General features: G+C 68.3%; 26 protein-coding genes. 8 read left to right on the forward strand and 18 right to left on the reverse strand.

Annotation, left to right across the window (positions count from 1 at the left end):
• Window positions 1–16: 16 nt before the first annotated feature.
• Window positions 17–862, reverse strand: a complete 846-nt coding sequence (thiD, locus tag HF877_RS01095) for a bifunctional hydroxymethylpyrimidine kinase/phosphomethylpyrimidine kinase (RefSeq protein WP_169619195.1) — start codon at window positions 860–862, stop codon at window positions 17–19.
• A gap of 151 nt (window positions 863–1,013) precedes the next feature.
• Between thiD and HF877_RS01100 the strand changes: the two genes are divergently transcribed.
• A complete protein-coding gene (locus HF877_RS01100) occupies window positions 1,014–1,376 on the forward strand; it encodes a GNAT family N-acetyltransferase (RefSeq protein WP_206036473.1) in 363 nt (120 codons plus the stop codon).
• A gap of 78 nt (window positions 1,377–1,454) precedes the next feature.
• Here HF877_RS01100 and HF877_RS01105 read toward each other — a convergent pair whose 3' ends face one another.
• Genes HF877_RS01105 through HF877_RS01115 form a run of 3 tightly spaced genes read right to left on the reverse strand, consistent with a single transcriptional unit; the run spans window position 1,455 to window position 3,877 of the window.
• Entirely contained in the window at window positions 1,455–2,267 is an 813-nt protein-coding gene (locus HF877_RS01105; protein ID WP_169619197.1) for an exodeoxyribonuclease III, read from the reverse strand.
• Window positions 2,268–2,301: 34 nt separating this feature from the next.
• On the reverse strand, window positions 2,302–3,291 hold the full coding sequence (locus HF877_RS01110) for a GNAT family N-acetyltransferase (protein ID WP_169619199.1): 990 nt from the start codon (window positions 3,289–3,291) through the stop codon (window positions 2,302–2,304).
• Window positions 3,281–3,877 carry a peptide deformylase gene (locus HF877_RS01115; RefSeq protein WP_169619201.1) on the reverse strand — a complete coding sequence of 199 codons (597 nt, stop codon included), beginning with the start codon at window positions 3,875–3,877 and terminating at the stop codon, window positions 3,281–3,283. Before HF877_RS01115 ends, HF877_RS01110 begins: the two co-directional genes overlap by 11 nt.
• A 129-nt stretch (window positions 3,878–4,006) precedes the next feature.
• On the opposite strand from HF877_RS01115, the gene HF877_RS01120 reads away from it, so the two are divergent.
• The 4 genes from HF877_RS01120 (at window position 4,007) to HF877_RS01135 (ending at window position 6,983) form a co-directional block, all read left to right on the forward strand.
• A complete protein-coding gene (locus tag HF877_RS01120) occupies window positions 4,007–4,366 on the forward strand; it encodes a DUF3263 domain-containing protein (RefSeq protein ID WP_169619203.1) in 360 nt (119 codons plus the stop codon).
• Between the two features lie 32 nt (window positions 4,367–4,398).
• Complete coding sequence (locus HF877_RS01125) at window positions 4,399–4,998, forward strand: LytR C-terminal domain-containing protein (protein ID WP_169619205.1); 600 nt, start codon at window positions 4,399–4,401, stop codon at window positions 4,996–4,998.
• A 115-nt stretch (window positions 4,999–5,113) separates the two neighbouring features.
• Window positions 5,114–5,770: a superoxide dismutase family protein gene (locus HF877_RS01130; protein ID WP_169619207.1), complete on the forward strand. Its 657-nt coding sequence runs from the start codon at window positions 5,114–5,116 to the stop codon at window positions 5,768–5,770.
• Between the two features lie 91 nt (window positions 5,771–5,861).
• Window positions 5,862–6,983: a glutamate--cysteine ligase gene (locus HF877_RS01135; RefSeq protein ID WP_169619208.1), complete on the forward strand. Its 1,122-nt coding sequence runs from the start codon at window positions 5,862–5,864 to the stop codon at window positions 6,981–6,983.
• A 13-nt stretch (window positions 6,984–6,996) separates the two neighbouring features.
• On the opposite strand, the gene mnhG is transcribed toward HF877_RS01135, so the two are convergent.
• From mnhG to HF877_RS01195, 12 genes are all read right to left on the reverse strand, one after another.
• Window positions 6,997–7,329, reverse strand: coding sequence for a monovalent cation/H(+) antiporter subunit G (gene mnhG, locus HF877_RS01140; protein ID WP_169619210.1), 333 nt, complete (start codon window positions 7,327–7,329; stop codon window positions 6,997–6,999).
• Window positions 7,326–7,586: a monovalent cation/H+ antiporter complex subunit F gene (locus HF877_RS01145; RefSeq protein WP_169619218.1), complete on the reverse strand. Its 261-nt coding sequence runs from the start codon at window positions 7,584–7,586 to the stop codon at window positions 7,326–7,328. Before HF877_RS01145 ends, mnhG begins: the two co-directional genes overlap by 4 nt.
• Window positions 7,586–8,131: a Na+/H+ antiporter subunit E gene (locus HF877_RS01150; RefSeq protein ID WP_169619597.1), complete on the reverse strand. Its 546-nt coding sequence runs from the start codon at window positions 8,129–8,131 to the stop codon at window positions 7,586–7,588. The genes HF877_RS01145 and HF877_RS01150 overlap by 1 nt, the downstream gene beginning before the upstream one ends.
• Window positions 8,131–9,720: a Na+/H+ antiporter subunit D gene (locus tag HF877_RS01155; RefSeq protein ID WP_169619220.1), complete on the reverse strand. Its 1,590-nt coding sequence runs from the start codon at window positions 9,718–9,720 to the stop codon at window positions 8,131–8,133. Before HF877_RS01155 ends, HF877_RS01150 begins: the two co-directional genes overlap by 1 nt.
• Window positions 9,717–10,361, reverse strand: coding sequence for a Na(+)/H(+) antiporter subunit C (locus tag HF877_RS01160; RefSeq protein ID WP_169619598.1), 645 nt, complete (start codon window positions 10,359–10,361; stop codon window positions 9,717–9,719). The genes HF877_RS01155 and HF877_RS01160 overlap by 4 nt, the downstream gene beginning before the upstream one ends.
• Complete coding sequence (locus tag HF877_RS01165) at window positions 10,361–13,198, reverse strand: Na+/H+ antiporter subunit A (RefSeq protein WP_169619222.1); 2,838 nt, start codon at window positions 13,196–13,198, stop codon at window positions 10,361–10,363. Before HF877_RS01165 ends, HF877_RS01160 begins: the two co-directional genes overlap by 1 nt.
• A 281-nt stretch (window positions 13,199–13,479) precedes the next feature.
• Complete coding sequence (locus HF877_RS01170; RefSeq protein ID WP_169619224.1) at window positions 13,480–14,661, reverse strand: hypothetical protein; 1,182 nt, start codon at window positions 14,659–14,661, stop codon at window positions 13,480–13,482.
• A gap of 1 nt (window position 14,662) precedes the next feature.
• Window positions 14,663–16,852 carry an AAA family ATPase gene (locus HF877_RS01175; RefSeq protein WP_169619226.1) on the reverse strand — a complete coding sequence of 730 codons (2,190 nt, stop codon included), beginning with the start codon at window positions 16,850–16,852 and terminating at the stop codon, window positions 14,663–14,665.
• Window positions 16,853–16,872: 20 nt separating this feature from the next.
• A complete protein-coding gene (locus tag HF877_RS01180) occupies window positions 16,873–17,727 on the reverse strand; it encodes a phosphatidylcholine/phosphatidylserine synthase (RefSeq protein ID WP_296550311.1) in 855 nt (284 codons plus the stop codon).
• Window positions 17,728–17,786: 59 nt separating this feature from the next.
• The gene (locus HF877_RS01185) at window positions 17,787–18,515 is read right to left on the reverse strand and encodes a phosphatidylserine decarboxylase (protein WP_169619229.1); all 729 of its coding nucleotides are present in this window, start codon (window positions 18,513–18,515) and stop codon (window positions 17,787–17,789) included.
• A gap of 123 nt (window positions 18,516–18,638) precedes the next feature.
• The gene (locus tag HF877_RS01190; protein WP_169619230.1) at window positions 18,639–19,103 is read right to left on the reverse strand and encodes an SRPBCC family protein; all 465 of its coding nucleotides are present in this window, start codon (window positions 19,101–19,103) and stop codon (window positions 18,639–18,641) included.
• 104 nt (window positions 19,104–19,207) lie between these two features.
• Window positions 19,208–22,687 carry a bifunctional RecB family nuclease/DEAD/DEAH box helicase gene (locus HF877_RS01195; RefSeq protein ID WP_169619232.1) on the reverse strand — a complete coding sequence of 1,160 codons (3,480 nt, stop codon included), beginning with the start codon at window positions 22,685–22,687 and terminating at the stop codon, window positions 19,208–19,210.
• 179 nt (window positions 22,688–22,866) lie between these two features.
• On the opposite strand from HF877_RS01195, the gene HF877_RS01200 reads away from it, so the two are divergent.
• Window positions 22,867–23,301, forward strand: a complete 435-nt coding sequence (locus tag HF877_RS01200; protein WP_169619599.1) for a pyridoxamine 5'-phosphate oxidase family protein — start codon at window positions 22,867–22,869, stop codon at window positions 23,299–23,301.
• Here HF877_RS01200 and HF877_RS01205 read toward each other — a convergent pair.
• The gene (locus HF877_RS01205; RefSeq protein ID WP_169619234.1) at window positions 23,246–23,740 is read right to left on the reverse strand and encodes a DUF1707 domain-containing protein; all 495 of its coding nucleotides are present in this window, start codon (window positions 23,738–23,740) and stop codon (window positions 23,246–23,248) included. The genes HF877_RS01200 and HF877_RS01205 overlap by 56 nt on opposite strands.
• A 107-nt stretch (window positions 23,741–23,847) precedes the next feature.
• Here HF877_RS01205 and HF877_RS01210 point away from each other — a divergent pair, with 107 nt between their 5' ends.
• Window positions 23,848–24,417 carry a PadR family transcriptional regulator gene (locus HF877_RS01210; protein WP_169619236.1) on the forward strand — a complete coding sequence of 190 codons (570 nt, stop codon included), beginning with the start codon at window positions 23,848–23,850 and terminating at the stop codon, window positions 24,415–24,417.
• Here the strand turns inward: HF877_RS01210 and HF877_RS01215 are convergent.
• Window positions 24,368–25,606, reverse strand: a complete 1,239-nt coding sequence (locus HF877_RS01215; RefSeq protein ID WP_169619238.1) for an FAD-dependent oxidoreductase — start codon at window positions 25,604–25,606, stop codon at window positions 24,368–24,370. The two genes, HF877_RS01210 and HF877_RS01215, sit on opposite strands and share 50 nt — an antisense overlap.
• A gap of 178 nt (window positions 25,607–25,784) precedes the next feature.
• Here HF877_RS01215 and HF877_RS01220 point away from each other — a divergent pair, with 178 nt between their 5' ends.
• Window positions 25,785–26,075, forward strand: a complete 291-nt coding sequence (locus HF877_RS01220; RefSeq protein ID WP_169619240.1) for a zinc ribbon domain-containing protein — start codon at window positions 25,785–25,787, stop codon at window positions 26,073–26,075.
• Window positions 26,076–26,079: the final 4 nt, after the last annotated feature.

Below are 26,079 nucleotides of genomic sequence, written 5' to 3' on the forward strand. Positions count from 1 at the left end.
CCCGCACCGGCTGCGGTCACTTCTCCTGTAGCCGCCACAACGGGTTGACCGGTCCGTGTCCGCGCCCCAGGTCGTACGACCATTCGAGGCACTTGGTGATCCACTCCTTCGCGAACGCCACCGCGTCGGGCACCGACCGGCCGTGTGCGAGAGCCGAGGCGATCGCGGCGGCCAGGGTGTCGCCGCCGCCGTGATCGTTGCCCGTGTCGATCCGGGGGGTGGTGAATTCGAGGAACCGATCCCCGTCGAACAACAAATCGGTGCTCGACGACGACGTGCGCAGATGCCCGCCCTTGACGATGGCCCATTGCGCACCGAGAGCGTGCAGGGCCTCGGCCGCGCGCCGCGCCGACGGGTCGTCCACCACGTCGATGCCCGTGATGAGACGGATCTCGTCCAGATTCGGGGTGACGACGGTGGCCCGCGGGATCAACACCGAACGGATCGCGTCGAGTGCATCGGCATGGACCAGCGGGTCGCCGTGCATCGATGCGCACACCGGGTCGACGACGAGCGGCACCGGCAGATCGCGGCCGATGCCCATCTCGGTGCACACTGCGGCGACGGCTTCGATGATCGAGGTGGACGGGAGCATTCCGGTCTTGGCAGCCGAGATGCCGATGTCGTCGACGACGCACCGAACCTGTGCGGCGACGGTCTCGGCAGGAATCTCGTGGAACCCCTCTACTCCCACCGAGTTCTGCACCGTGACCGCGGCGACCGCGACGCACGCGTGCACACCGCACATCGCCATGGTCCGGGTGTCGGCTTGGATGCCGGCGCCGCCGCCGGAGTCGGTGCCGGCGATGGTGAGGGCGCGAACCGGCGTTTCACCGGCAGCTGACAAGGGCAGAAGTTCCACGGCGCTCACCCTACCGAGGCTGTGGGGGCTCACCCTCGGCAGCGGCTCCACGGCGGGCCCGTCACGAAAGAATGGGAGCCCGGAGGTTCTTGCAGGAACGTGTTCTATAGTGGTCCAGGTCACAGTTCGATCAGGAAAACACCGCTTGGAGATGCTCTTGGACACCAGTACGCCGAGCGCCGATGTGTCCGACAACGCCGACCAGAACCGCTTCGAACTGCGGCTCAACGGAGATCTCGTCGGCATACTCGGCTACTACGACACCAACTGCCCGTCCGGAGTGCCCGGGCCCTGCGATCCGATCGTGGACTTCATGCACACCGTGATCGTGGAAGACTTCGGTCACCGCGGACTCGCGGCCGTCCTGGTGGGCGGCTCCCTCGATATCGCACGGAAACGCGGCTGGCGGGTCCGGCCGATCTGCACCTATGTCCAGCGCTACCTCGACTCACACGGCGGTTACGAGAACGTCGTGGTCTCGCCCGGTCCGGTCGCGCGCAGGCGGGGTGCCTGACCTCCTCGCAGCCGGACTCACAGCCCGGCTCCCTGCCACGGAACTCCGAGACGCCGAACTCCGGGACACCAACCTTCGCTACGCGGGTTCGTCCGCCAGATCGACGATGACCGGAGCGTGGTCGCTCGCGCCCTTGCCCTTGCGCTCGTTGCGGTCGATCTCGGCGCCCGTGACCCGTGCGGCAAACGCGGGAGAACCGAGCACGAAGTCGATCCGCATGCCCTGCTTCTTGGGGAACCGCAACTGCGTGTAATCCCAGTACGTGTACACCCCGGGGCCCGGCGCATGCGGGCGCACCACGTCGGTGAACCCGGCGTCGGCGAACGCATGGAAGGCGTCGCGCTCGGGCTGCGAGGTGTGCGTCTTGCCTTCGAAGAATGCGGGGTCCCAGACGTCGTCGTCGGTGGGTGCGACATTCCAGTCGCCGACGAGGGCGATCTGCTGATGGGGATCGGCGGAGAGCCACGCCTGCGCGTCGGCCCGCAGCTTCGCCAGCCAGTCGAGTTTGTAGGCGTAGTGCGGATCGTTGAGGTCGCGGCCGTTGGGCACGTACAGGCTCCACACCCGCACACCGCCGCACGTCGCGCCGATCGCGCGGGCTTCGAGCGCGGGAGAGATCTCGGGATCCTTGGAGAAGCCGGGCTGGTCTTCGAAACCGACCTGCACGTCCTCTAGGCCGACACGGGAAACGATGGCGACGCCGTTCCACTGGCTCAACCCGACGTGCGCGACCTCGTAGCCCAGTTCTTCGAACCGCTCCGTCGGGAACTGCTCGTCCTTGCACTTCGTCTCCTGCATGGCGAGCACATCGGTGCCTGTCCGCTGCATCCAGTCGACGATCCGGTCGGTCCGGGCCCGGACCGAGTTCACATTCCACGTTGCCAATCGCACGCCCACACTCTAGGCCAGGGGTACGACGCGACGACTACGCGCGATCGGCGGACGACGGAGCCGGGGGTTCGGTCGCGTACGTGTAGTGGTGATGGTCGACGAACCCGAGTTCCCGGTACATCGTGCGCGCGGCCACGTTCTCGTCGTGGACCTGAAGATAGGCATGGGTGGCTCCGGCGTCGCGGGCCCAGGCGAGCAGCGACCCGCACAGCAGGGTCCCGAGGCCGCGGCGCCGGTGCTCCGGGGCGACCTCCACCGCGGAGAGTCCCACCCAGCGGCGACCGTCCGGGGCATGGGTCACCGCGGCCCGCCCGATGGCGAGGGGCGGTTGCCCGGGCGCTCCGATCCGGCCGAATCCGAGGGTTCCGGCGGCGACGGCGCCGAGCACGGCCTGCCCGACCGGGGGAACCGTGCCGTTCCGGTACAGCGACAACCATTCCTCGTCCGGTTCCCCGGCGACCTCGACGGGTACCGGCCCCTCCGGCAGCGGCACGTTCTCGAGGTCCGCACCCATCACGACCACTCTGTCGCCGGTGGGCCAGCCCTGCGGAATCCGGGCCAGCCGGTCGGGGACGAGGAGACGCAGCGGAAGGCCACGCGCGGCGAACCAGTCACGCAGGCGTGCCCGCACCTCGGGATCGGCAGGGTCCGCGACGGTGCCGGGAGCCCCGATCGGGGTCGCCGAGTTGGCGCGGCCGGTGAAACCGCCGCCCGCCCGCAGGAACCAGCCGTCGATCCACGCTTGCTCCAGGCCTGGCCATCCGGCTGCGGCGGCATGTTCGAGCGACCGGATCTCGGAGGTCCGGATCGGTCGTGCGGCGATCTGCTTCACGGCCACCACGGCGCTCGGCGAGACCTGCACAAGTCGCTTGTCCGCGGTGCGCACCGCCACGACCGGTTCCATCGAGACGAGTTCGCCGATCACATCGGTCATGGGATGGCTGTATCCCGCGGGGAGGCGATAGCGCAGCACCACACGGCTGCCGAGCGGTACTGCGGGTACGGCAGGTTCGTCAGTCGTCATCGTCGTGCCCGAACGGGTCCTCGACCGTTCCGGGCATCCACGTCAGACCGGGAGTTCCCCATCCGGCACGCTTGATGGTCTTCTTGGCTGCGCGCGCGTTGCGGCCGATCAGCACGTCGACGTAGAGGTACCCGTCGAGGTGGCCGACCTCGTGTTGCAGCATGCGCGCGAAGAAGCCGTGGCCCTCGATCTCGACGGGGTTGCCGTCGGCGTCCGTTCCGGTGACCTTCGCCCACTCGGCGCGGCCGGTCGGGAAGTTCTCGCCGGGCACGGACAGGCACCCTTCGAGGTCGTCCTCCGGGTCCGGCATCGTCTCGGGGATCTCGGACGTCTCGAGTACCGGGTTGACGACAACTCCCCGGCGGCGCGCGACGTGCCCGGATTCGTCCCGGTCGGGGCAGTCGTAGACGAACAGGCGCTTGGCGACGCCGACCTGGTTGGCGGCGAGCCCGACCCCGTTCGCGGCATCCATCGTCTCGTACATGTCGGCGATCAACTGAGCGAGCTCGGCGGGGGATTCCGTCACCGGTTCGGTCGGGTTGTGCAGGACGGGGTCGCCGACGATGACGATCGGAAGAATGGCCATGGTGGAACAGGATAGTGCGCGTCCGAGGTGCTCGTCGGGCCGGTACGTGTCGGAACCGCGTGGTTGAATTACGGTCGGAAACACACAGGTGTAATTGTCGCCCGAGTGATCCGGGCTTCGAGGAGTGACATGGACGGCGCAGCAGCGCACGATGGGGGCCGGTCCGGTGCAGAGCCCCAGCGCAGTGACGACGAGATCGCCGGCGCGGCTGATCCGAATGCAATCGGAGACGACGGCCTGAGCCGGCGCGACCACGACATTCTGGCTTTCGAGCGGCAGTGGTGGAAGTACGCCGGCGCCAAGGAAGAAGCCATCAAGGAACTGTTCGGCCTCTCCGCGACCCGCTATTACCAAGTGCTCAACGCGCTCGTCGACCGGCCGGAAGCTCTTGCCGCCGATCCCATGCTGGTCAAACGGCTCCGTCGGCTCCGGGCGAGCCGCCAGAAGGCACGCGCCGCACGACGCCTCGGATTCGAAACGACGCGTTAGCCGAGCGTCAGCGCGTGAACCGTCGGCCAACTATGGTCGAACGCGTGAGCAGAACCGCCGAGAAACCCAACCGAGCACCCTCGTCGTCGGGGCCACCCCTCCGGGCCTTCGCGATGGTGTTGATCTCCCTCGCAATTCTGTTCGCCGGGATCGGGATGGCGTCACTCGGCGGCTCCGACGACGAGGCGACCACCACCGCGAGCAGCGAACCCTCCGAGGCCGCTCCGTCGGCGTCGGCCGCGAGTGCGTTCGGCGGCGCGGCATCGGCGGCACCCAACGCAGCGCAGCCACCCGCTGCGACGTCGGCTGCCCCGGCCGCCACCACCCCCGAATCGTCGGCGGCGGCAGCGCCCGCAACTCCGGCGCCCGTCCGCGTCCTCAACAACAGCAACGTCGCCGGCCTCGCCGCCCAGACGGCAAGTCTGCTCGAGGACGAAGGCTTCACGATCGAGGACACGGGCAACTACAGCAACGGCACCGTCGGTATGACCACCGTGTACTACGGGACGACACCCGGCGAGGAGGAAACCGCACTCGAGGTCGCCGACGCGCTCGGCGTCTCCGCGCAACCTCGCCTTCCGGGACTTGCCGACGAAGCCCCAGGCGTGATCGTCATCGTCGCTGCGTCGTAGACGGACCGACGGTGCCGCACGCGACCGACCGGGCTTTCCGGTAGCAGGGCAGGAGCGGCGCGCGGGGTCCCGGCTATGATCGGTTTACTTTTCGGCACTTCGAAGGAGCGGTTTGATGGTCTCCAGTTCCACCCGTCGCATGTCTTGGCGTGCTCTGGCCCCGATTGTCGCGATCGCTGCCGTCGGCCTGACCGCATGCTCGAACAACGAGGAACCGACCGACGTGCCGGGTACGACACCGCCGGTGTGGACCGGTTCCGCTGCCCCCGGCGACTCCCACGGGGACTCCCACGGCAGCGAATCCGGAGCAGGCGGAGCGCAGGCCGGCAGCGCGCAGGGCGGCGGCGCCGCAGGTGCGGCCACTCTGACCGCCGGCCTGAAGGCGGTCGACGGCGCTGATGCAGGCACCGTGTCCTTCGCCGAACAGGACGGTGGCGTGCAGGTCACGATCGACGTGGAGGGACTCGCGCCCGGCTACCACGGTGTCCACGTCCACGCGGTCGGCAAGTGCGAACCCGAGTCGGTCGCTCCCACGGGTGGCGCACCGGGAGCATTCCTGTCCGCCGGCCCGCACCTGCAGGTCGAAGGCAGCACCTCCGTCCCGGAGAGCGGTGACCTGGTGTCGGTCGTCGTCCACGAAGACGGAACGGCGACCACGACCGTGACCACGAACGCGTTCACCCTCGAGGATCTGCAGGGTGAAGAAGGTACCTCGGTGGTCGTGCACGAGGACAACCTCGGCGCCCGCCAAGCGTGCGGCGTAATCGAGTGACGTTTCCCCGGAGACCGCACACGCGGTAATTCCACTCACAGGGCCTCGCGGGCATGATCGGTTCGCGGGGCCCTTGTGGTTGGATCGAATCGTGGCAGTCGAGTTTCCGGGTTCTCCCCGTCCGACAGTAGGCGTGGAGTGGGAGATCGCCCTGGTCGACAAGACCACCCGCGATCTGTCGAACAGTGCAGCGGACGTGTTCGACTCCGTCGGCAGGATCGCAGGTGAGACACCGCGTCTGACGAAGGAGTTCCTGCGGAATACGGTCGAACTCGTCACCGACGTCCACGACACGGTGGGCGAAGCGGTCGACGACCTCTCCGAATCGCTGTCGCTGTTGCGCCGCGCCGCGGACCCGCACGGTGTCGATCTGATGTGCGCGGGCACCCACCCGTTCGCGCAGTGGACGGACCAGATCGTCACCAGCGCCCCGCACTACGACGAAATGATCGATCGCACCCGCTGGTGGGGCCGGCAGATGCTGATCTGGGGGGTGCACGTCCATGTCGGCGTGTCGTCGCCGCACAAGGTCATTCCGATCCTCAACGCCCTGCTCGTGAAGTATCCGCACATGCTCGCGTTGTCGGCGTCGTCGCCGATCTGGGCGGGATACGACACCGGTTACGCCAGCAACCGGGCACTGATGTTCCAGCAGTTGCCCACCGCCGGTCTGCCCTACCACTTCTCCGACTGGGCGCAGTACGAACGCTTCATCGAGGATCAACTCAAATCCGGGGTCATCAACACTCCCGGAGGGATGCACTGGGACATCCGGCCCGCTCCCAAATGGGGCACGATCGAAGTGCGGGTCTTCGACGGCATCACCAACCGCGCCGAACTGGCCGCACTCGTCGCGTTCGTCCACTCGCTCGTCGTCTACTTCGACGAGTGTCTCGAGCGCGGTGAAGACCTTCCGATTCTGCAGCCGTGGCACGTCAAGGAGAACAAGTGGCGCGCGGCACGGTACGGGCTGGAGGCGGAGGTGATCCTGGACCCCGAGTGTCACGAACGCCTCGTCACCGACGACCTGCACGACCTGCTCGAGCAGATCACACCGACCGCTGCCCGGCTCGGGTGCGCCGACGAACTGGCGCGGGTCGCCGACATCCCGGTGCGCGGAGCGTCGTATCAACGGCAGCGACGTCTCGCGGAGGCTACGGGAGGCGATCTCGTGGCCGTGGTGGACTCGCTGGTCGACGAACTACGGGCCTGAACGCCCCCGCCGGTCAGGTTCCGTCGCCGGGGAACTCCTCTTCGAGCAGTCCGTCCCGGCCGAGCTGTTCCCGGTAGGCGATGCGTCCCACCCGGTGCGCGATCACCGGTGCGGTCAGCACCATGAACATGCCGGCGAGCGCCATCATCCAGATATCCACCGACCCGCGCAGGATCAGCATCGCCCCGCCGAGCACGAAGAGGAGCCCGATCACCTGCGGCTTCGTCGCGGGGTGCATCCGCGAGAGGGTGTCGCGGAAGCGCACCACCCCGATCGCCGCGGTGAACGAGATGACTGCCCCGATGAGAATCAGGATGTGGCCGATCAGGTCGAGAACTGTGCTCATTGTTCGTCACGCACCCGGAAGCGGGCGATGGATACCGACCCGATGAATCCGACGAGCGCCAGCGCGACGATCGCGGGCGCGACGGTGGTGTCGCGACTGTAGACCGCCCAGACGGCGAGCCCGCAGATCGCGATCGCCAGCAGGGCGTCGACACCGACCAACCGGTCGAGCGAATTGGGGCCGCCGAAGGCCCGGTAACAGATCAGGACCGCCGACACGAACAAGAGCACGCCGGAGATCACCAGCAGCACGGTCATCAGATACTCTCCGTTCCGCTTCGCCAGGGGCTCGGCTGCCATTCGGAATCGCGCTCGAACGTCCTGATCAGGAGGCGTTCGATCAGTCGTGCCGAACGGTAGAAGTCCGACACCGCGCGGTCGGTGCTCACGTCCAGGACGTGGACGTACACGATGCGGCGCACCTGGTCGATCTCCAGAACCATGGTGCCGGGGATGTTGTTCATGATGTCCGTCCACAGTGTGAGCACCAGGTCGGACTTGATGGTCAGGCGGCAGCGCAGGACACCGGTCACCGGAGGTGGCGCCGGACGGATCGCGAGCCAGCCCACGGACACCGTCGAGCGCATCGATTCGATGAAGATGTACATGCCCAGCCGGACTGCCGACAACAGGTGCACTCTGCCTTCGACGGGAACGCGCGGGAGCGGTAGCAGCACCATGACGATGATCGACACGACCAGTCCGCCGAGGATGTTGGCGATACTGAAGGTGCCCCACAGCAGCACCCACACGAAGGTCATCCAGCCGAGCACGAACAGCCTGACGACGTTGGCGCGTTTCATCATCGTCCGTCACCTCCCAGCACGGCTTCGATGTACACCGAGCGGTCCAGCAGGTTCTCGGCGGCGCGGTGGCTGATGTCGAGAAGCGGACCCGCGAACACCGTCAGCGACACGCCGATCGTCACGAGCCAGATGGTCGGCACGAGCATCGCGCGGGGCATCTTGCCCACGTCCTCGCGCTCCTCGAGAAGGATGTCCGTTTCGGATTCGTCGATGAGCGCGGAGGGACCGATGTCGGCGAGTTCGCCCTCGGGAGCGTCGGCGCGGGCCCGCCAGAACGCCTTCGTCCAGATCCGCGCCACGACGTACAAGGTGAGAAGACTGGTCAGCACGCTGCCGCCGACGAGCAGCCACGCGAGAACCGAGCCGTCCTCGGCGCCGGCCTGCAGCAACGCGACCTTGCCGATGAATCCGGAGAACGGCGGGATGCCGCCGAGATTGAGCGCCGGGATCAGGAACAACACTGCGAGCAGCGGGCTGGCGAGGGCGAGCCCGCCGAGGCGGCGCAGCGATGCCGAACCGGCCTGCCGCTCGATCAGGCCGACGACGAGGAACAGGGTCGTCTGCACGAGAATGTGGTGGCCCACGTAGAACACCGCGCCGGCCAGGCCCGTCTCGGAAGACAGCGCGATACCGAACACCATGTAGCCGATGTGGCTGACCAGGGTGAACGACAGCAGACGTTTGATGTCGTTCTGGGCGATCGCGCCGAGAATGCCGACGACCATCGTCAGCAGGCCCGCAACCATCAGCACCCCGTCGAGTTCACCCCCGGGGAACAGCAGGGTGTGGGCACGGATGATCGCGTAGACACCCACTTTCGTGAGCAGCCCGGCGAACACGGCGGTGACGGGTGCGGGAGCGGTGGGGTACGAGTCGGGAAGCCACGACGACAACGGGAACACCGCCGCCTTGATGCCGAACGCGACGAGCAGGACGCCGAAGATCGCCGCACGGGTGCCTTCGGGCACGTCGTCCATCCGGACCGCCATCTGGGCGAGGTTCAAGGTGCCCGTCGCGGCGTAGGCGAACCCCATGCCGGCGAGGAACACCATCGACGACACCATCGACACCATCACGTACGAGACACCGGCCCGGACGCGGTCGGCGCTCGCCCCGATGGTCAACAGCACAAACGATGCCGCGAGAAGTACCTCGAATCCGACGAACAGATTGAAGAGGTCACCGGCGAGGAACGCGATGTTCACGCCCGCGGTGAGAGCGAGGTAGGTCGGCAGGAAGATGGAGACCGGCTGTTGTTCGTCGCCGTCGTGGATGCCCTGCCCGACCGCGAAGAGCATCACCGACAGCAAGACGATCGCCGACACGACGAGCATCAGCGCGGCGAGACGGTCGACCACCAGGGAGATACCGATGGGCGCTTCCCACCCGCCGACCTGCATCACTTCGATGCCGTCACGGTCGGCGAAGTACAGCAGCGCAACCGCGACGACGAGCGTCGCGACCAACGCGAACACGGTGATTCCGCGCTGGGCACGCGGCCGGCGGCCGAGGATCAGGGTGACGGCGGCTGCGAGCAGCGGGATGAGGACGGGCAGCGGGATGAGGGCGGCCGAGGTCAATATCATCGGCGGTCACCCTCTCCGTGCGTGTCGTCGTGCCGGTCGCTGTCCTCGCCCGAACCGCTGGTGTGCGGTTCCGCACCGCTGTGGATCGGGTCGTACGCGGAGTCGGTGGGGTCGTCGAAATCGCCGTCGTGCAGGTCTTCGTACACCTCGAGGTCCTCGATGTTGGTGAGTGCCTCGAGGGGAATCGGGTTGCCTTCGGCGTCGAAGGCGTCGCCGCTTTTGCTGGGCTCGCCGGTGAGCGGGTCGTCGGAGCGGTCGCGCACCGGCGCTTCCGCCGGACTGCGCCGCCGCGACACCAAGGTGTCTTCGGGGTCGTTCTCGATCTCGTCGCGAGCACGGAAGGTGTACGACCGGTACGTCAGGGCCAGCACGAACGCCGCGATACCCATCGTGATCACGATGGACGTCAGGATCATCGCCTGGGCCAGCGGGTCGGCCATGTCCTCGTGCAAGTCGCTCTCCGTGCCGACGATCGGGGCTTTGCCCGACGGGCCGGAGAGCGTGAGGATCAGCAGATTGATGGCGTTGCCGATGAGGAGCAGCCCCAGCAGCATCTTGATGATGCTGCGTTCGAGGAGCATGTAGACACCGCACGCGGCGAACACGCCGACGACGCCCATCAGGGTGAGGTTCGCGGTCATCATCGCTTTGCCCCCACGACCTCGGCGTCGAGTCGCGCGCCGAGACTGCGCAGCACGTCGAGGATCAGTCCGACGACGATCAGGTACACGCCGAGATCGAAGAACAGGGCGGTCACGATCTTGATGTCGCCGAGCACCGGCAGGGTGAACTGCAGGGTCGCCGACGACAGCGCCGGGGCGCCGAGCAGCACGGACACCAGGGCCGTGCCGGCGGCGATGGTGAGACCGAGACCGAGGATCTTTCCGGCGTCGATGGGAACCGCCTCTCCGAGCTCGTAGCGTCCTCCGGCCAGGTAACGCAGCACGAGCGCCAAGCCTGCGACGAGCCCGCCGGCGAAACCGCCACCGGGGGCGTTGTGCCCGGAGAAGTAGAAGTACACCGACAGCACCATCATGGTGGGAAACACCAGACGGGTCGTGACCTCGAGGACCAGCGACCGGTATCGCGGATCGATGAGGTCACCGCCCAGCAGCCACGTCGTGTCGTTGTTTGCCGATGCCGCATCGAGCTGCGCGGCGGGCGCATCCGACACGCGGGGTGCGGTGCCGAAGCGGCGGGTTCGGAACACCAGGCTGGCGACGCCCGTCGCGGCGACCAGCAGCACCGAGATCTCACCGAGGGTGTCCCAGGCACGGATGTCGACGAGGAGCACATTGACGACGTTCTTGCCGTCGCCCATGTTGTACGCGGCGTCGGGAAGCAGCAACGAGATGGGGTCGGCGCTGCGCGCGGCGACCGCGTAGACACCGATACCCGTCACGACCAGGCCGACGGCGATGCCGAGCAGTGCCCGCGGCAGCCTGCTCTGGGCATCGGTTGCCGGGTCGGACTCGGGAGGCAGCTTCCGCAGCACCAACACGAACATCACGAGGGTGACGGTCTCGACGAGGAACTGCGTCAAGGCGAGGTCGGGCGCTCCGTGCATCGCGAAGAGCAGACCGAGGCCGTAGCCGGTGACGCCGACGACCAGAACGCCGCCGAGGCGGTTGCGCAGCACGGTTGCGGTGATCGCGGCACCGGCGACGATCACGCCGACCGCCAGCTCCCACGGGGTGTCCCAGAGGCGCGTCTCCGGCATGGTGCCCACCCCGAACACGAACATGAGAATGGTCGGGAGCAACGTGAGCGTGACGAGGATCGTCGCCTGGGTGAGCGGCAGCGAACCCCGCTGGAGGAAGCCGGTGAGCCGCAGCGACAACAGGTCCATGCCGCGCAGCGTCGCGTCGTACATCCGGTCGGCGTTGCCGAGGGGCGGATGCTCGAACTTGAGTCGCGCGATGGTGCGGTGCGCGAGGAACAGTGCCGTACCGCCCGCGATCACCACTGCCGTGAGACCCAGCGGCAACGTCGGCCCGTGCCACAGCGCGAGATGGTAGGTCTTCGAGAGCCCGGACGGGAGCGTGTCGGCGTAGGGGGTGACCAGCCCGTCGATCCACGACGCGCCGAACCCGGCGGCGAGACCGGCGACGGCAAGCGCGGTGGGCGCCGACATCAGCAGCCACCCGGGGGCGTGCACGTTCTGCACCGCCGGACTCGGGCGCTTGAGTTGCTTGCGGCCGAACGCGCCCCAGATGAACCGGATGCTGTAGGCGAGCGTGAGGATCGAACCGACCACGATGCCGGCGGTGGTGGCCACCCTCGCCCACTCGGGCAGGACGTCGGCGACGAGTGCGCCCTCGAGCGCAGCTTCCTTCGCGACGAAGCCGATGAGCGGTGGTAGCCCGGCCATGCTGGCAGCGGCCAGTACCGCGACTCCGGCGAGCAGCGGCGTCGCCTTGCCGAGGTGGGCGAGCTTGCGGATGTCGCGGGTGCCCGTCGAGTGGTCGATGACGCCCACGACCATGAACAGGCATGCCTTGAACATCGCGTGCGCAATCACCATGGTGAGCCCGGCCAGTGCCGCTTCACGACTGCCGATCCCGACGAGTGCGGTGAGGAAGCCGAGCTGACTGACCGTGCCGAACGCGAGGATCAGTTTGAGGTCGAAGGCCCGGAACGCTCGCCAGCCGGCGAGGATCATCGAGGCGAGACCGAGTCCGATGACGATCGGTCGCCATGCGGCGCTGTCCGCGAAGCCGGGCGCCAGCCTTGCGACGAGGTAGATGCCGGCCTTGACCATGGCGGCGGCATGCAGGTAACCGGACACCGGGGTGGGTGCCGCCATCGCGCCGGGCAGCCAGAAGTGCAGGGGGACCACGGCCGACTTCGACAGCGCGCCGATGAGGACGAGCACGATGGCAACCCCCGCCAGCCAACCGTGCGGAGCAGCCTCCACGACCGCCGACAGGTTGTAGCTGCCCACCATCTGCCCGAGGATGATGATGCCGACGAGCATTGCGAGACCGCCGGCGGTCGTGACCAGGAGTGCCTGCGTCGCCGCACGGCGGCTCGATGCTCGCTCCGCGTAGTGGCCGACCAGCAGGAACGACAACACGGTCGTCAGTTCCCAGAAGGTGTAGAGCAGCAGCATGTTGTCGCTGACGACCAGGCCGAACATCACTCCGGCGAAGGCGACCATCTCCGCGGCGAACAGCCCGAGCCGAGGTTCGTCGTCGTCGAAGTAGCGGGAGCAGTAGAGCAGGATCAGCGATCCGATGCCGAGCACCAGCAGGCACATGATCGAGGCGAGCGCATCGAACCGGAGGTCGATATCCATCGACAGCGAGGTCGCCCACGGGATCTGCACCCGCTGCTCGGTTCCCCAGTTCGCGATGACCCAGCCCAGACTGCCCAGCGGCACGAGTGCCAGCGGCAGGAAGGCGTTTCTCCCCATGACTCTGACCAGAGACGGCGCCAGCAGAGCGGCAACCGCGTGAGCGAAGAGTATGGCGAGCAAAAGGCACTCCGTCGGGGTCGAGCCAGGCGGCGGTGTCTGACTGTGCGGCGTAACACGTTTGTCAAGAAATACGGCACAATGCCGAAACGCGGGACGCCCCGACATGCGTTCGTTCTGCCTCTAGTAGGCGAAACGGAATGAGTCCATCTTAACGGTTGGCTTCGCACGCTTGCGAATCGGGTGGAAACGCCCTTCGCATCACGTGCCTGCGCGGTTCGCCGAATTGGATGTACCTGTCATCGAATTGGAGAGTCGCCCGGGCACCCGATAGGCCGATCGGGCTACCGCACCTGCCACGCACACGCGCCGACGGTCGCGGCGAGCGCGAGCACGATCCACCGTGGGTCGGCCGGCAACACCCACACCGCTCCGATCACTGCCGCGGCCGGCACGGGGAGCGCGAGCCCCAGCGCCGCGATCGATGCCGATCCCGGCAGTGACGCGGCGAGGGCGAGAGCGGTCCCGGCGGCGACGAGCGCGGCACGCACCACGAGCGGAATTCCCTCGCCGATCTCTTCGGGAAACCAGACCGCGGCCACGGACACGACCATCGCGACCGCGAATCCGGCGAGTGGGCTGGGGAAGTACCGGGCGAGACGAACCCCCACGAGTACGGCACCGACCGTGACCAGGAGAACCCACCGAGATGCGCCCGCCCACAGTTCGACAACGATCGGATATCCCGCAGCGACCGCCCCGGTGGCGGCGAGCACGAACCGGTCGTTGCCCGGCGGGAGGAGGCGGGCGGTGATCTCGGCTGCGATCACGATCGCAAGGAGGGCCACAACCACGACGAGCCACATCCGCACGGCGGTTTCGGCCGCCTGCGACGTGACGAGATCACCGAGAAGCCGGTAGCCGAGCGTGAGGACACCGGCGGCCACGACCGCGATGACGGACACCCGTGGGTCCAGCCGTTGCACGCGCATCCCGGGCCGGGCGGTAATCGCGGCGCCGACCAGCGTGACGAGTGCGAGCACCAGCAGCCACTGCGGCACAGTCCAGCGCATCACCGCGACCGGCACCACCGCACCCACGGCCGCTGCCGTGAGAAAAGCCGACCAGGCCCCGGCGACGAGCGCCCACTGGCCGCTCGCCGAACCCCACGCCCCGGCGGCCGCCGAGCCGAGCAGCACACCGGTGGTCGCGGCCGCCACGAATCCCACGACGGCGAGCGTCTCGGACGATGCGTCGACCGGAACGATGTACCGCACCGAGCCGAGCACCAGAACGGCACCCGCCCCGATCGCCCACGCGGTCCGCCGCGAACCCGAACGCTGCAGCCCGGTCGCGGCCAGCGCCGCGAGCACCGCGGTGATCACCGGCGTGTAGTCGTTGCTCGTACCCGCGGGCAGGACGGAGTCACCGACGGCGAGCACCATGACGGCCGCCGCCGCAGCAGCGACCGCGGCGAGCGTGGACACCGGATCGGCGAGCCGCACGGCCGTCGAGGCGGGAGACACGTCAGCGACCCTCGGCGTACGTGCGCAGGTGCTCGACCTGCACCGGGTCGAGTGACGGACGCACCTTGTCGCGCGCCACGGCCATGTCCTCGGAGGTCACCACCGCGGCATCCACGTTGCGGCGCATCGCGGCGAGCGCGGCCTCACGCAACAGTGCGGAACAATCCGCCGCCGAATACCCGTCGAGTTGCCGGGCGAGGTCCCCAAGGTTCACGTCGTCGGCCAGCGGGACGGACCGGCCGGCCGTTTCGAGGATGGCGGCGCGGGCCTCGGCGTCGGGCGGCGGTACGAACACCAGCCGTTCGAGCCTGCCGGGACGCAGCAGTGCCGGATCGATGAGATCCGGACGGTTCGTCGCGGCCACCACGACGACGTCCCGGAGCGGTTCCACGCCGTCGAGCTCGGTCAGCAGTGCCGCGACGACCCGATCCACGACACCCGAATCCGAACTCTGCCCGCGCCGCGGTGCGAGTGCGTCGACCTCGTCGAGGAACACGAGCGCCGGGGCGGAGTTGCGGGCACGCTGGAAGAGTTCGCGCACGGCCTTCTCCGACGCACCGACCCACTTGTCCATCAGCTCGGCGCCCTTGACCGCGTGCACACTCAGCTGTCCGGTGCCGGCGAGTGCCCGGACCAGGTAGGTCTTCCCACAGCCGGGCGGCCCGTAGAGCAGCACACCTCGCGGCGGATCGACCCCGAGCCGGGCGAACGAATCGGGATGCTGCAACGGCCACAGCACGGCTTCCGTCAGTGCCTGCTTGGTTTCGACCATGTCACCGACGTCGTCGAGGCTGACGCTGCCGATCGCGAGCTCCTCGGTTCCCGATCGCGACAGCGGGCGGATGACCTCGAGGGCACCGATCAGGTCGTCCTGGGTGAGTTTCGGCTCGTCCGCGGCGCGGCTCGCGCGGGAGGCCGCGCGGAGTGCGGCCTCGCGGCACAGTGCGGCGAGGTCCGCGACGACGAAACCCGGGGTACGGCCGGCGACTGCCGGCAGGTCGAGGTCTGCCGACGGAACCGTGCGCAGCAGCACCTCGAGCAACGCGCGTCGCGTGGTGCCGTCGGGTAGTGGCAGCGACAGCTCACGATCGCAGATTTCGGGCGCGCGGACCCGGGCGTCGAGGTCGTCGGGATGGGCGGTCGTGACGACGAGTGCGACACCGGGGGTGTCCACCGCGCGCCGGAGTTCCTCCAGGATCAGCGTGGCGACGGGCTCGGCGTCGGAGGGAAGAAGCGCATCGGCATCGGTGACCAGCAGGACGCCACCACTGCGGACGTCCTGTGCGGCGGCGGCGACGCGGCGCAGGCGCTCGTCGGCCGCGAGCGCGCCGATGCCGGGACCGTCGAGTTCGAAGACCCGCCTGCTCGCGAGGACCGAGCGCACGAACGTCGCTTTGCCGACGCCGGCGGGGCCGGTCACCAGTACGCCCAGGTGCGGCGACGCACCGAGCGTCCGGAGCAGTTCGGGTTCGTCGAGCGCGAGGGTGAGCCATTCGCTGAGCTTGGCGACCTGCGGCTGTACGCCGACGAGGTCTTCCACCGGAGGCGGCGGAGGAGCGGGGGCCGGGTCGGGAGTGCGGGTGATCCCCGCGTCGTGGACGACGGCGGGAGCGGTGCCCCCACCGGTTCCGGCGCCACTTCGCCACGTGACCGCGCTGTTGGGCTGCACGCTCACCGGACCCTGAGGATCGACCGTGGTCACGGTGAGCAGTTCCGACGTCCACGCGACCCCGAACGTCCGGGACAGCGTCCGCGTCGTGTCGGCACTGCTCGTTCCCGGACCGAGGTCACGGGGGAGAAGCGAGACCGCGTCACCGACGGTGAGGACCTTGCCGAGCAGCGCCTGTCGCAACGTGGCGTCGGAAATCGACTGTCGCGCGAGTGCAGATCCGGTGACCGTCACGGTGCGGGCGCCGTACACGGTGACGGATTCGACGACGACCGTGGCGTCCTCACGGAGTCCGGTGTTCGACAGCGTCACGTCGTCGAGCAGGATCGTGCCGGTGGGTGTCCCGGGTGGCGCGAGCCCCGCGACCGCGGCGGTGCGCCGTGCCCCCACCAGCGCGATCGCGTCCCATTCCCGGATCCCCAGAGCGGCGAGAGCCTCCGCGTGGAGGCGGACGACGCCGCGGCGCGCGTCGGCCGCGGAGGTGTTGAGTCGGACGGTCAGCGCGAGTTGTGGAGAGGTCACGCGCCGAGCCTAGAACGTGCTCACTCCCCGCGGGGACGACGCAGGCCCAGGCGCGTCGCCGACCGTGCTGTCGTGGTCACCCGGCGGGCGCCCGCGCGGTGTGGCCGAGCGGCACGGGTTCGGGCACGGATCGCGCGTCGTTCCGCCGGTTTGATGTCCCATGTCTCGGGCCGCGCCGCGACCCAACGCTTGGATCGGATGGCGAAGGGGATGTGCAGCAGGTAGACGCCCACGAGCACGATCATCAGGACGAACGGGTAGGTGACGAGCGCAGCAGCCGCGACGGCGACGAGGGCGAGGAGCAGCACGGCCAGCCGCGCGGGCACCGATGCGGACTTCATCGCGAGGGTGGGTACCCGGCTGACGATCAGGGCCGCCGATATCAAGGTCCACACCGCGACGAGCGGCATCGACGACCACCAGCCGTCACCCCACTGGATGTAGGCGGCGACCGGAGCGAGCGCGACGAGCGCGCCCGCAGGGGACGGCACGCCCACGAAGTACTCGCGCGCGTACGCCGGCACGCTGTCGTCTTCGAGCAGTGTGTTGAATCGGGCCAGTCGCAGCACGATGCTCACTGCGTACAGCAACGCGACGATCCAGCCGAACGCGCTGCCGTCGAGCAGCGTCACGTACAGGACGAGTGCGGGCGCGACACCGAAGGCGATGGCGTCGGACAACGAATCGAGTTCGGCGCCGATCTTGCTGGTCGCATCGAGCATGCGCGCGATGCGGCCGTCCAGCGAATCGAGGACGGCGGCAGCGCCGACAAGTCCGATGGCGGTGCCGAGTTGTCCGTCGAGTGCGAACTTCACCGCCGACAGACCCGCCGACAACGCGAGAATCGTGATGACACTGGGGAGTAGGCGGACCACCTGCGGCCGGTTACGGGTCTTCCGAACCGGGGCCGGGCGGACTGCCGGACCGGGAGGATTCACGACAGCGGCGTAGTCGGCAACTGCGCGATCACCGTCTCGGCGCCGATTGTGCGCTGGCCGCGCTCGACGAGCAGTGTGCTCCCGGGCGGGAAGTAGGTATCGACGCGCGACCCGAAGCGGATGAGGCCGTACGTGTCGCCGATCGGAAGGGTGTCGCCGATCTGTGCGTCGCACACGATCCGGCGGGCGAGCAGGCCGGCGATCTGCACGACCGCGACCTCGCACCCGTCCCGTGTTTCGAGCAGCATGCTGTTGCGCTCGTTCACTTCGCTCGCATCGGCGAGGTCGGCGGAGAGGAACTTGCCCGGCGTGTGCACGACCTTTCGTACGGTGCCGCCGACGGGGCTGCGCTGTACATGCACGTCCAGCACCGACAGGAAGATGCTCACCCGCGGGCGGGGCTCTGTGCCGAGGCCGAGTTCGGCGGGAGGCGCTGCGGTATCGACGAGCGCGACCTCGCCGTCGGCGGGAGCGACGACGACGCCGACCCGGTTCGGCGGTACCCGATGCGGATGCCGGAAAAAGGTGGCTGTGGCAGCCGCAGACGCCAGGCCGGCGCGCCGCACCCACTTGTGGCGGCGGCCGAGAGCGGCTACCGCCAGGGGCGCGGCGACGAACGGGACGCCTCCGGGGTGGAGCGGCGGAATCACGTGCCGGACCAGATCGACGACGTGGGCTATACCGCTGGTGGGGGGTTCTCCGGCGGGGGACGGCTTACGTGCCACGGCTCCTCTTATGTGTCGCGTTCGGTGTGTCGCCACGGCCGGGGGCCGCGGGCTACCCGGCCGCAAGGCCTTGGGCTACCACAGGGTACGTGAGCGACGTCGGGGATGCGCGGAGCCGAAGCGTCAGACGGTGGCTCCGGCTTCGACCTCGTTCTTGATGCGTGCGAGGGTCGCGTTCATTCCCTGGATCATGTCGTCGTCGAACGGTTCGCTGCCCCCCAGAACGTATTTGATGAGGGTCTGCGACACCTTGCTGGTGCCCTGCGGTGCTTCGCGACGCTGCACGATCCGCGTTCCGGTCGCCGTGGGCTCCAGGGTGAACGACCAGATCGACCGGTTCTCGTTGATGCGGAACCGCAGTTCGCGTCCGGGTTCGAAGGCGATGACCTTCGAGGTGGTGGGCCACACGAGCAGGCCCTTCTTGTTGATGTTGATCGTTTTGGTGCCGCGCGCGACGGTGCCACCCCGAATGATCATTTTTCGGCACTGAGGGCTCCACTCGCCCATGCGCTTCAGGTCGGAGATCACACTCCATACACGCTCGGGTGATGCGGCGATGTCGACGGTGGCTTCGAGGGTCTGGGACACGGGGGACTCCTGTGCTCGTCGGTTCGGTTCCGGTCTACCGGCGCCGATATCTGATACTTCCGGTTACAGATGTGCGTCGATCGTAGCGGACATTGTGTCGCGGGTCACCGGCGCGCCTCCGGGCGTGGCGACGTAGCCGGGTCATCGCAACCGCCGGTGAGGCGAAGGAATGCGCCGAGTTCGGCGAGCGCGTCGGGAGTTGTCGGAAGGTAGTCGGTCAGAACTCCCGATTGCACGACGATCGCGCACCACTGCCCACGCGACAGGGCCACGTTCAGCCTGTTCCTCGACAACAGAAACGACATGCCCCGAGGAACGTCCTCGAGCGCAGACGCGGTCATCGATACCAGGACCACCGCCGCTTGTCGCCCTTGGAATTTGTCGACGGTTCCGACGGGGACGCGCTCGAGACCGGCAGCGGACAGTGCCGTGCGGATGGAGGCGACCTGCGCGTTGTACGGCGCCACGACGAGGATGTCGGCCTCGTCGAGGGGACGCGCCGGCATATCGGGGTCGCCCGTCCATGCAGCACCCAGCAACTTGTCGACCTGTCTGACGATTTCTGTGCTCTCCTCCTCGGAGCAGGTGGCGTTGCCCCGATGGTCGACCCGGACCGTGTGGACGCCGGGCAGCACCCCGTCGAGTGCCCGCGCGGACGTCACCTCTGTCTTGGACAGCAGTCTGCCGTCGTACGACAGGTCGGACACTCGCGCGCAGAGGTCCGGATGCATGCGCCATGTCAGCGACAGGAAGTAACCGCGCTCCGCGGGGAGTGCGCCGTGTCCTTCCGCGAGCCACCCGAGAGCGGATTCGTCCACCGCTTCCGGATGTGTCCCCTGGCTGACCTGGGGCAACTGCTGGGGGTCGCCGAGGAGCAGCAGGTTCTGTGCGGCGCGAGCGACCGCAACCGTGTTCGCCAGGCAGAACTGTCCCGCCTCGTCGACGACGAGCAGATCGAGACTGCCGGGCTCGATGCACTGCGGGTTGGTGAAATCCCATGCCGTACCGCCGACGACGCATCCACCCTCGCTCGCGTTCAGGTACGAGGCCACACTCCGGGCATCGGGCACCGCGGTCCACGCCGGGTCGGCGGTCTTGGTTTTGGCCTTCACCACCCGGTCTCCGGGGACCCCGGCAGCGACGATGCCGTCCAGCATGTTCTCGACCACCGAGTGCGATTGGGCGACCACGCCGATGCGCCATCCGTGTTCGCGCACCAGCGCTGCGACGACCCGCGATCCGGTGTAGGTCTTTCCGGTGCCCGGTGGGCCCTGCACCGCCAGGTGCGACTCGTCGAGGTCGAGAACCGCGGCGGTGATCGCTGCCGCGAAATCGGCGTCCTCGACCTCGGGCAGCCCGGCCCCCGACCGGGTACGCGGCGGGATGCGGCGCAGCACGTCCACGGCCGCCGTGCGGGGGAGTGTGGGCAGTTGGTCGCACATTGCCGAGGCGGCCGATTCGATCGCAGCCTCGAGGCTGGTCGACGGGATCGGGCTTCCGGGCGTCACCGCCATCGGCAGCGACGAGTGCTCGTCGCCCTGCAGCAGTTCCTCGACGACGAGCACATCGTGGAAATGCGGGTCGACCGTCCGTTCCACCACCTCGGCGCTCGACCACGACCGAGTGCCCGCGCCTCCGCTGGGCAGTCCCTCCGGGCCGGGAGACTCGTACAGCAGGAACACCTTGTCCTTCGGCCGCAGTGTGCTTCCGGTATCGAAATCGCCGACGAGACGCACACGCCGTCGCAATTTCCGCTGTCGCGGCGTGGCCTTGTGCCAGTCGGCGTCGAGCGTGACCGACGACGCGATCAGGGTGTCGCCGGTGTCGGCCCATTCGTCCGCCGGCGCCGCCAGCCGATCGAAATGCGCCCACCAGAACGGTTTCCGCTCACGGCGGTGGTATCCGAGCGAGGCCGCCATGAGCGCGGCCGCTTGCTGGTCGTGGGTGCGATTGCCCGTCGTTGCGTCACCCGCGTAGGCGAAAAGACGCGTTTCCTCCGGGCGCGGTTCGGCTTCCGGCCTCGCTTCATCGTGGACAGCGCCCGTCGGCGCGATGCCGTGTTCGCGGGCCCGGTCGAGCAGCCAGTTCCGCAATTTCACCGTGGAGACGCAATCGGCCTCGTTGTATGCGGCAATGGAGTCGAGCATCTGCTGCGCCCGATCCGACAGTCCTGCGTCGCGCAGGTCGCAGTAGTCGGCGTACGCGACGATCGAGGCACCGGCATCGACCACGTCTCCTCCGCGGCCGTCCATGTACAGCGGTTCGAGCTTCTTGATGCTGTACGACGATGCTCCGATCCGGATCGACCCGCGCACAAGGGGATACAGGTCGACGAGTACGCCGTCACGTAGGAGTTGGTCGACCGCGTCTTCTCCGGCTCCGTGCCGCCCGGCCAGTCGGAGCAACGCAGACTTCTCGTATGCCGCGTAGTGGTAGACGTGCATTCTCGGGTGTTTCCGGCGGCGTTCGGCGACGTATTCGAGAAAGTCGAGCAGCGCCCGTCGCTCGTCGCTGCGGTTGTGCGCCCAGAACGGGCGGAAGGCAAGGGTTCCTGCGCGGCCTTCGACGACTCCGAACAGATACTCGAGCCCCCAGTCCGGGTTGCCGTCCTCGCACCACAGCGGATCGCCTTCGAAGTCGAAGAAGATGTCGCCGTCGTCGGGTGCGGGAAGCGAGCCGAGAGGAGCGGCGTCGAATACCTCGGCGAACGGGGTACCCGTCCGCTCTTGCGTGAGCTGTGCCCTGGCTTGCGCACGCAGCGATCCGAATGCCCGGTGCGACAACCCTTCCACCGGCTCGCTCCGCGCGGCGAGGTCGTCGATGGTCGACACCCCGCCGGTGCGCAGGCGTGCGCGCTGGGTGGCCCGCATCCCCGCGACGAGCAGGAGGTCGCGGTGCGTCCGGAGATGTGAGCGGCACGTGTCGCATCGTCCGCAGGCAGTGTGGTGCCCCGCTTCCCACCGGGCGGGTGCGCCGACGCGGCGGTGCTCGTCGACGAGTGTCTCCAGATGGGCACGCCGACGCTTGTATACCGGGGCGATATCGGCGTACGAGTGGGAGGACACGATTCCTTGACCGAGAATCAGACGGGTGTGCGTGGCGACGGGCGCCCCGCTGCCCTCGAGTGCATCGGCGTACGCGGCGAGTTGCAGCAGCGCCTCGACCTTGGCGTGCCGGGAGAGCTTGGTGTCGTATACCGCGTAGGCGTCGCCTTCCCGGACGAGGAAATCGCAGAACCCGACGAGGCGCCCGTCGAAGAACGCGCCCTGGTAGACGACGGGGGCACCGTCGCGGACGGCCGAGAGGGTGGCATGGGCAGCCTCGGCCAGCCCACCTGTCGTGTACTCGGGGCGGGGGATCTCGACGACGCCCGACCCGTGTTCGGCACGGAAGTCGGCAAGTATCCGCTGTTCGTGACGACTGCCGAGTCGCGCGGTGCGTTCGAGCATCGGATCGTCGGCAGCCGGGGCCTGCTGCGCGAGCCCGAGAACGGCGTCGAGTTCGCAGAGCACGGCGAACTCGCACGAGGCTGCGGCAGCGAGATCGCGGGCACTGTAGACCAGTACGTTGTCGAGCAGGAACATCGCGCCGCCTCCCCCGTGTGATGTCACCGACTATCGCAGAGACCGCCGACACGGTTGCCGTTGTGTCGGCGCCGTTGCGGTGAGAGCATCTATCCCAAAATGGAGAATACGATTCTTGGGAGGCTCGTGTGACGTCTGACGGAGTGGTCCGGCAGCAGCGGCGGGGTCGGGCGATCGCCATGACCGCAGAGGAGATCGACGCCTTTCTCTCGGAAGAGAGGACGTGCCGGGTCGCGACCGTCGGTAAGGACGGCAGTCCGCATGTGGCTCCGCTGTGGTTCGTGTGGGACGGGACTTTCGTCTGGCTCAATTCGGTGGTGCGAAGCCAGCGGTGGACCGATCTCGAGCGCGATCCGCGTATTGCCGTCGTCGTCGACGGCGGGGTCGAGTTCGGAGACCTGCGGGGAGTGGAGATCCGAGGCGCCGTACGGGCTGTCGGTGATGTGCCCCGCGGAACGGATCCGGACGGCACGCTTCACGGGGTCGAACTGGCGTTCGCCCGGAAATACACGGGCAGAGACGAATTCGTTGCCGACGGGCGGCATGCCTGGCTCCGGGTCACCCCCGAGTCGATCGCCAGCTGGGACTTCCGTAAGTTCCGCCGGGGCCACTGAGAGCGCGTACGTGCCGCAGGGCGTGCGCGTGCGACGGGCTCTCGATGCCGAGCACCGTTCGGGTGAGGAGTACGAGTCCCCACGGTCCGATCACCCAGATCGGCCACGGGTAGACCAGCGAGGTCGTGGCGAGCGAGACGAGTACCCAGACCAGGACGTTGATCGCGCCCACACTCGCCCATATGGACCACTCGATGCGCTGGTGTGCCGAAAGCCGGCGGCGGGAGCGGCCGGCCGCCGAGGGGCGTTCCGGCGACATGCTCACCGGAAGGCCGGTGAACTGTTCGCGTGCTTCGGCGACGGTGTCGGACGCGTAGATACGGGCTGCTCGCCGGTCGAATTCGTCGACCGTCAGGCGACCGGCGCCGACATGACGGACGAGTTCGTCGACGTACCGCGCGCGCTCGGGTTCTGATATCCGCAGATTCTCGGTGGACATGGGGTCCTCCAGGAGGATTCCGAGGGAGATTCCATTGTGGAATGTCGGTGTGTCCATGGTGGATATGCCACAGTGGAATGTCAACCCCTCGACGACAGGAAAAACGCATGGCCGGACGTCCCCTCAACGCCACAGCGGCGTCCCTCCTGGGGTTTCTCCACGAAGGCCCCAAAACGGGTTGGGACCTTGTCACCACGGCGCAGGAGCGAATCGGGAAGTTCTGGTCGCTCACCACCAGCCAGGTCTATCGAGAACTCTCGGCGATGGAACGCGACGGCCTGATCGAAGCGGGAGAGACGGGACCGCGAGCCCGCAAGCCCTACGCTCTCACCGACGACGGCCGGCGCGCGTTCGCCGACTGGCTCGAGCGTGATCCCGGGCCGGAGAACATCCGGCATCCTCTTCTGCTCACCGTGGCTTTCGCCGAGCATCTGCCGGCGCACAGGCTGGTCGAGATCCTCGCCCACTATCGGGCCGAGCACGAACGGCAACTCTCCGAGTACGAACAGTTGCTGGCAAGCCACGTACTGCCGGACTATCCGGCCGCTACCGTCGAATTCGGCATCGCGTACGAGCGCGCGGTCCTGAGCTGGCTTCGCGGCATGGACGAGCGACTCGGCGGAGGGGTCAACGCAGCGGATCGAAATACGCCGACAACGGATCCTGATGTCCGGTAATCGCATTCGCCAGCATCCGGCCCGTCATCGGTCCCAGCGCGACGCCCCACATGCCGTGCCCGCCCGCAACGAAGACCCGAGGTGAACGTGTGCCTCCGATCAGGGGCAGGCCGTCGGCGGTGCAGGGTCTCGACCCCACCCACTCCTCGTGCCGCCGGTCCCAGTCGATCCGCGGCAGGAGCGGACGGGTCGCGTCGACGATCGCCGTGATCCGCCGCGGATCGAGCGGGGCGTCGGGACTGCGGAACTCCATCATTCCGGCGATGCGGAGCCGGTCGTGCAGCGGCGTGCACGCCACGCGCTGGGCAGGGAAGTAGACGGGATGGTCGAGTGGCTCCTCCGGACGAACGGTGAAGCTGTAACCGCGCCCGGCCTGCACTCGCGTGCGGACACCGAACGGACGCGCGAGCGCATCGAGCCGCGCTCCGGTTGCGAGCACGACGGCATCGGCGGCCGCCCGCCGCCCGTCCGCCGAGACGACCTCGACCGTGCCACCCGAGTCGCGTACCGCCGTCACCTCGTAGCCCGCCACCACCTCTCCGCCCCGGACGCGAACGGACTCGGCGAGCGCCGACATGAAGCGGGGCGGATCGAGGAACCGCTGCCCCCGGATGCGCAACCCCGCGCACACCGGGTCGCCGAGCGCCGGGGCCAGCGCGTGCAGGCTGTCCGCATCCAGCAGATCGAAGTCGACCTCTCCGCCTGCTGCCCGTGAGTGGTCCAACTCCGTTATCAGGTGGTCGCGGTCGGATTCGCTCGTGAACGCGGCGAGGAACGGGTCTGCCTGCCGTGTCCGTTCGGCCACGCCGCCGGCTGCGAGGACGTCGTACGCCTCGGTTGCGATCCGGTCGGTGCGGGCGAAGATCTCCGCCGAGCGCTTCCAGCGCCGCGTGGTGCAGTGCCGGGCGAAATCCGCGAGAAACCGCAGAAGCCGCAGGTCCGTGGTGAAAGGCACGTATACCGGCGATGACGGCGTGAGCACCGAACGAAGCCCGTACCTCAGCACGGACGGTTCCGGCAGCGGCAATGTCAGTGCCGGGGCGAGCCAACCGGCATTGCCCCACGAGGCGTCGGCTGCCACGCCGGTACGGTCCAGCACCGTCACCTCGAGGTCGTGTTCCTGGAGGAACCACGCCGTCGACAGCCCGACCATGCCCGCGCCGACAACCACCACCCGACGAACTGCCATGACGCACTCCCGTCGTTCGAGTGACCCCGCCACCATGATGGACCCCGGCGGCGCGCGCCGCGAATCGCGGTGAGCAACGGGAGTGTTACTGCCAGGTAACGAGTTTCGCCGGAGACCGGTGTCGCGGGGGATTGTCGGTTACGGTCGGCGCAGTCCCATGCGCGAAGGGTTGTTGCCGATGCCGCTCTACGAATACCGCTGCGTCGACTGCGGTCCGTTCGACGTATCCGCTCCGATGAGCGCCGTCCGCCCCACCACCGCGTGCCCCGCGTGTGCCGCCGAGTCACCGCGCGCGGTGACCGCGCCACGACTCGGGCGCGGCCGCACGGCGGCGATGCGCGTGCTCGATTCCACCGCGCGCACCGCGTCCGAACCCGCTGTGGTGTCGGGTGCGATACCCGGTCGTCCGCGCACGCCGCCGCGTCCGGTCACCACCGATCCTCGTCATCGAATGCTTCCCCGGCCCTGACCGG

Origin of the sequence: Rhodococcus sp. BL-253-APC-6A1W, from assembly GCF_012843405.1 — a bacterium.
Taxonomy (GTDB): Bacteria; Actinomycetota; Actinomycetes; order Mycobacteriales; family Mycobacteriaceae; genus Rhodococcus.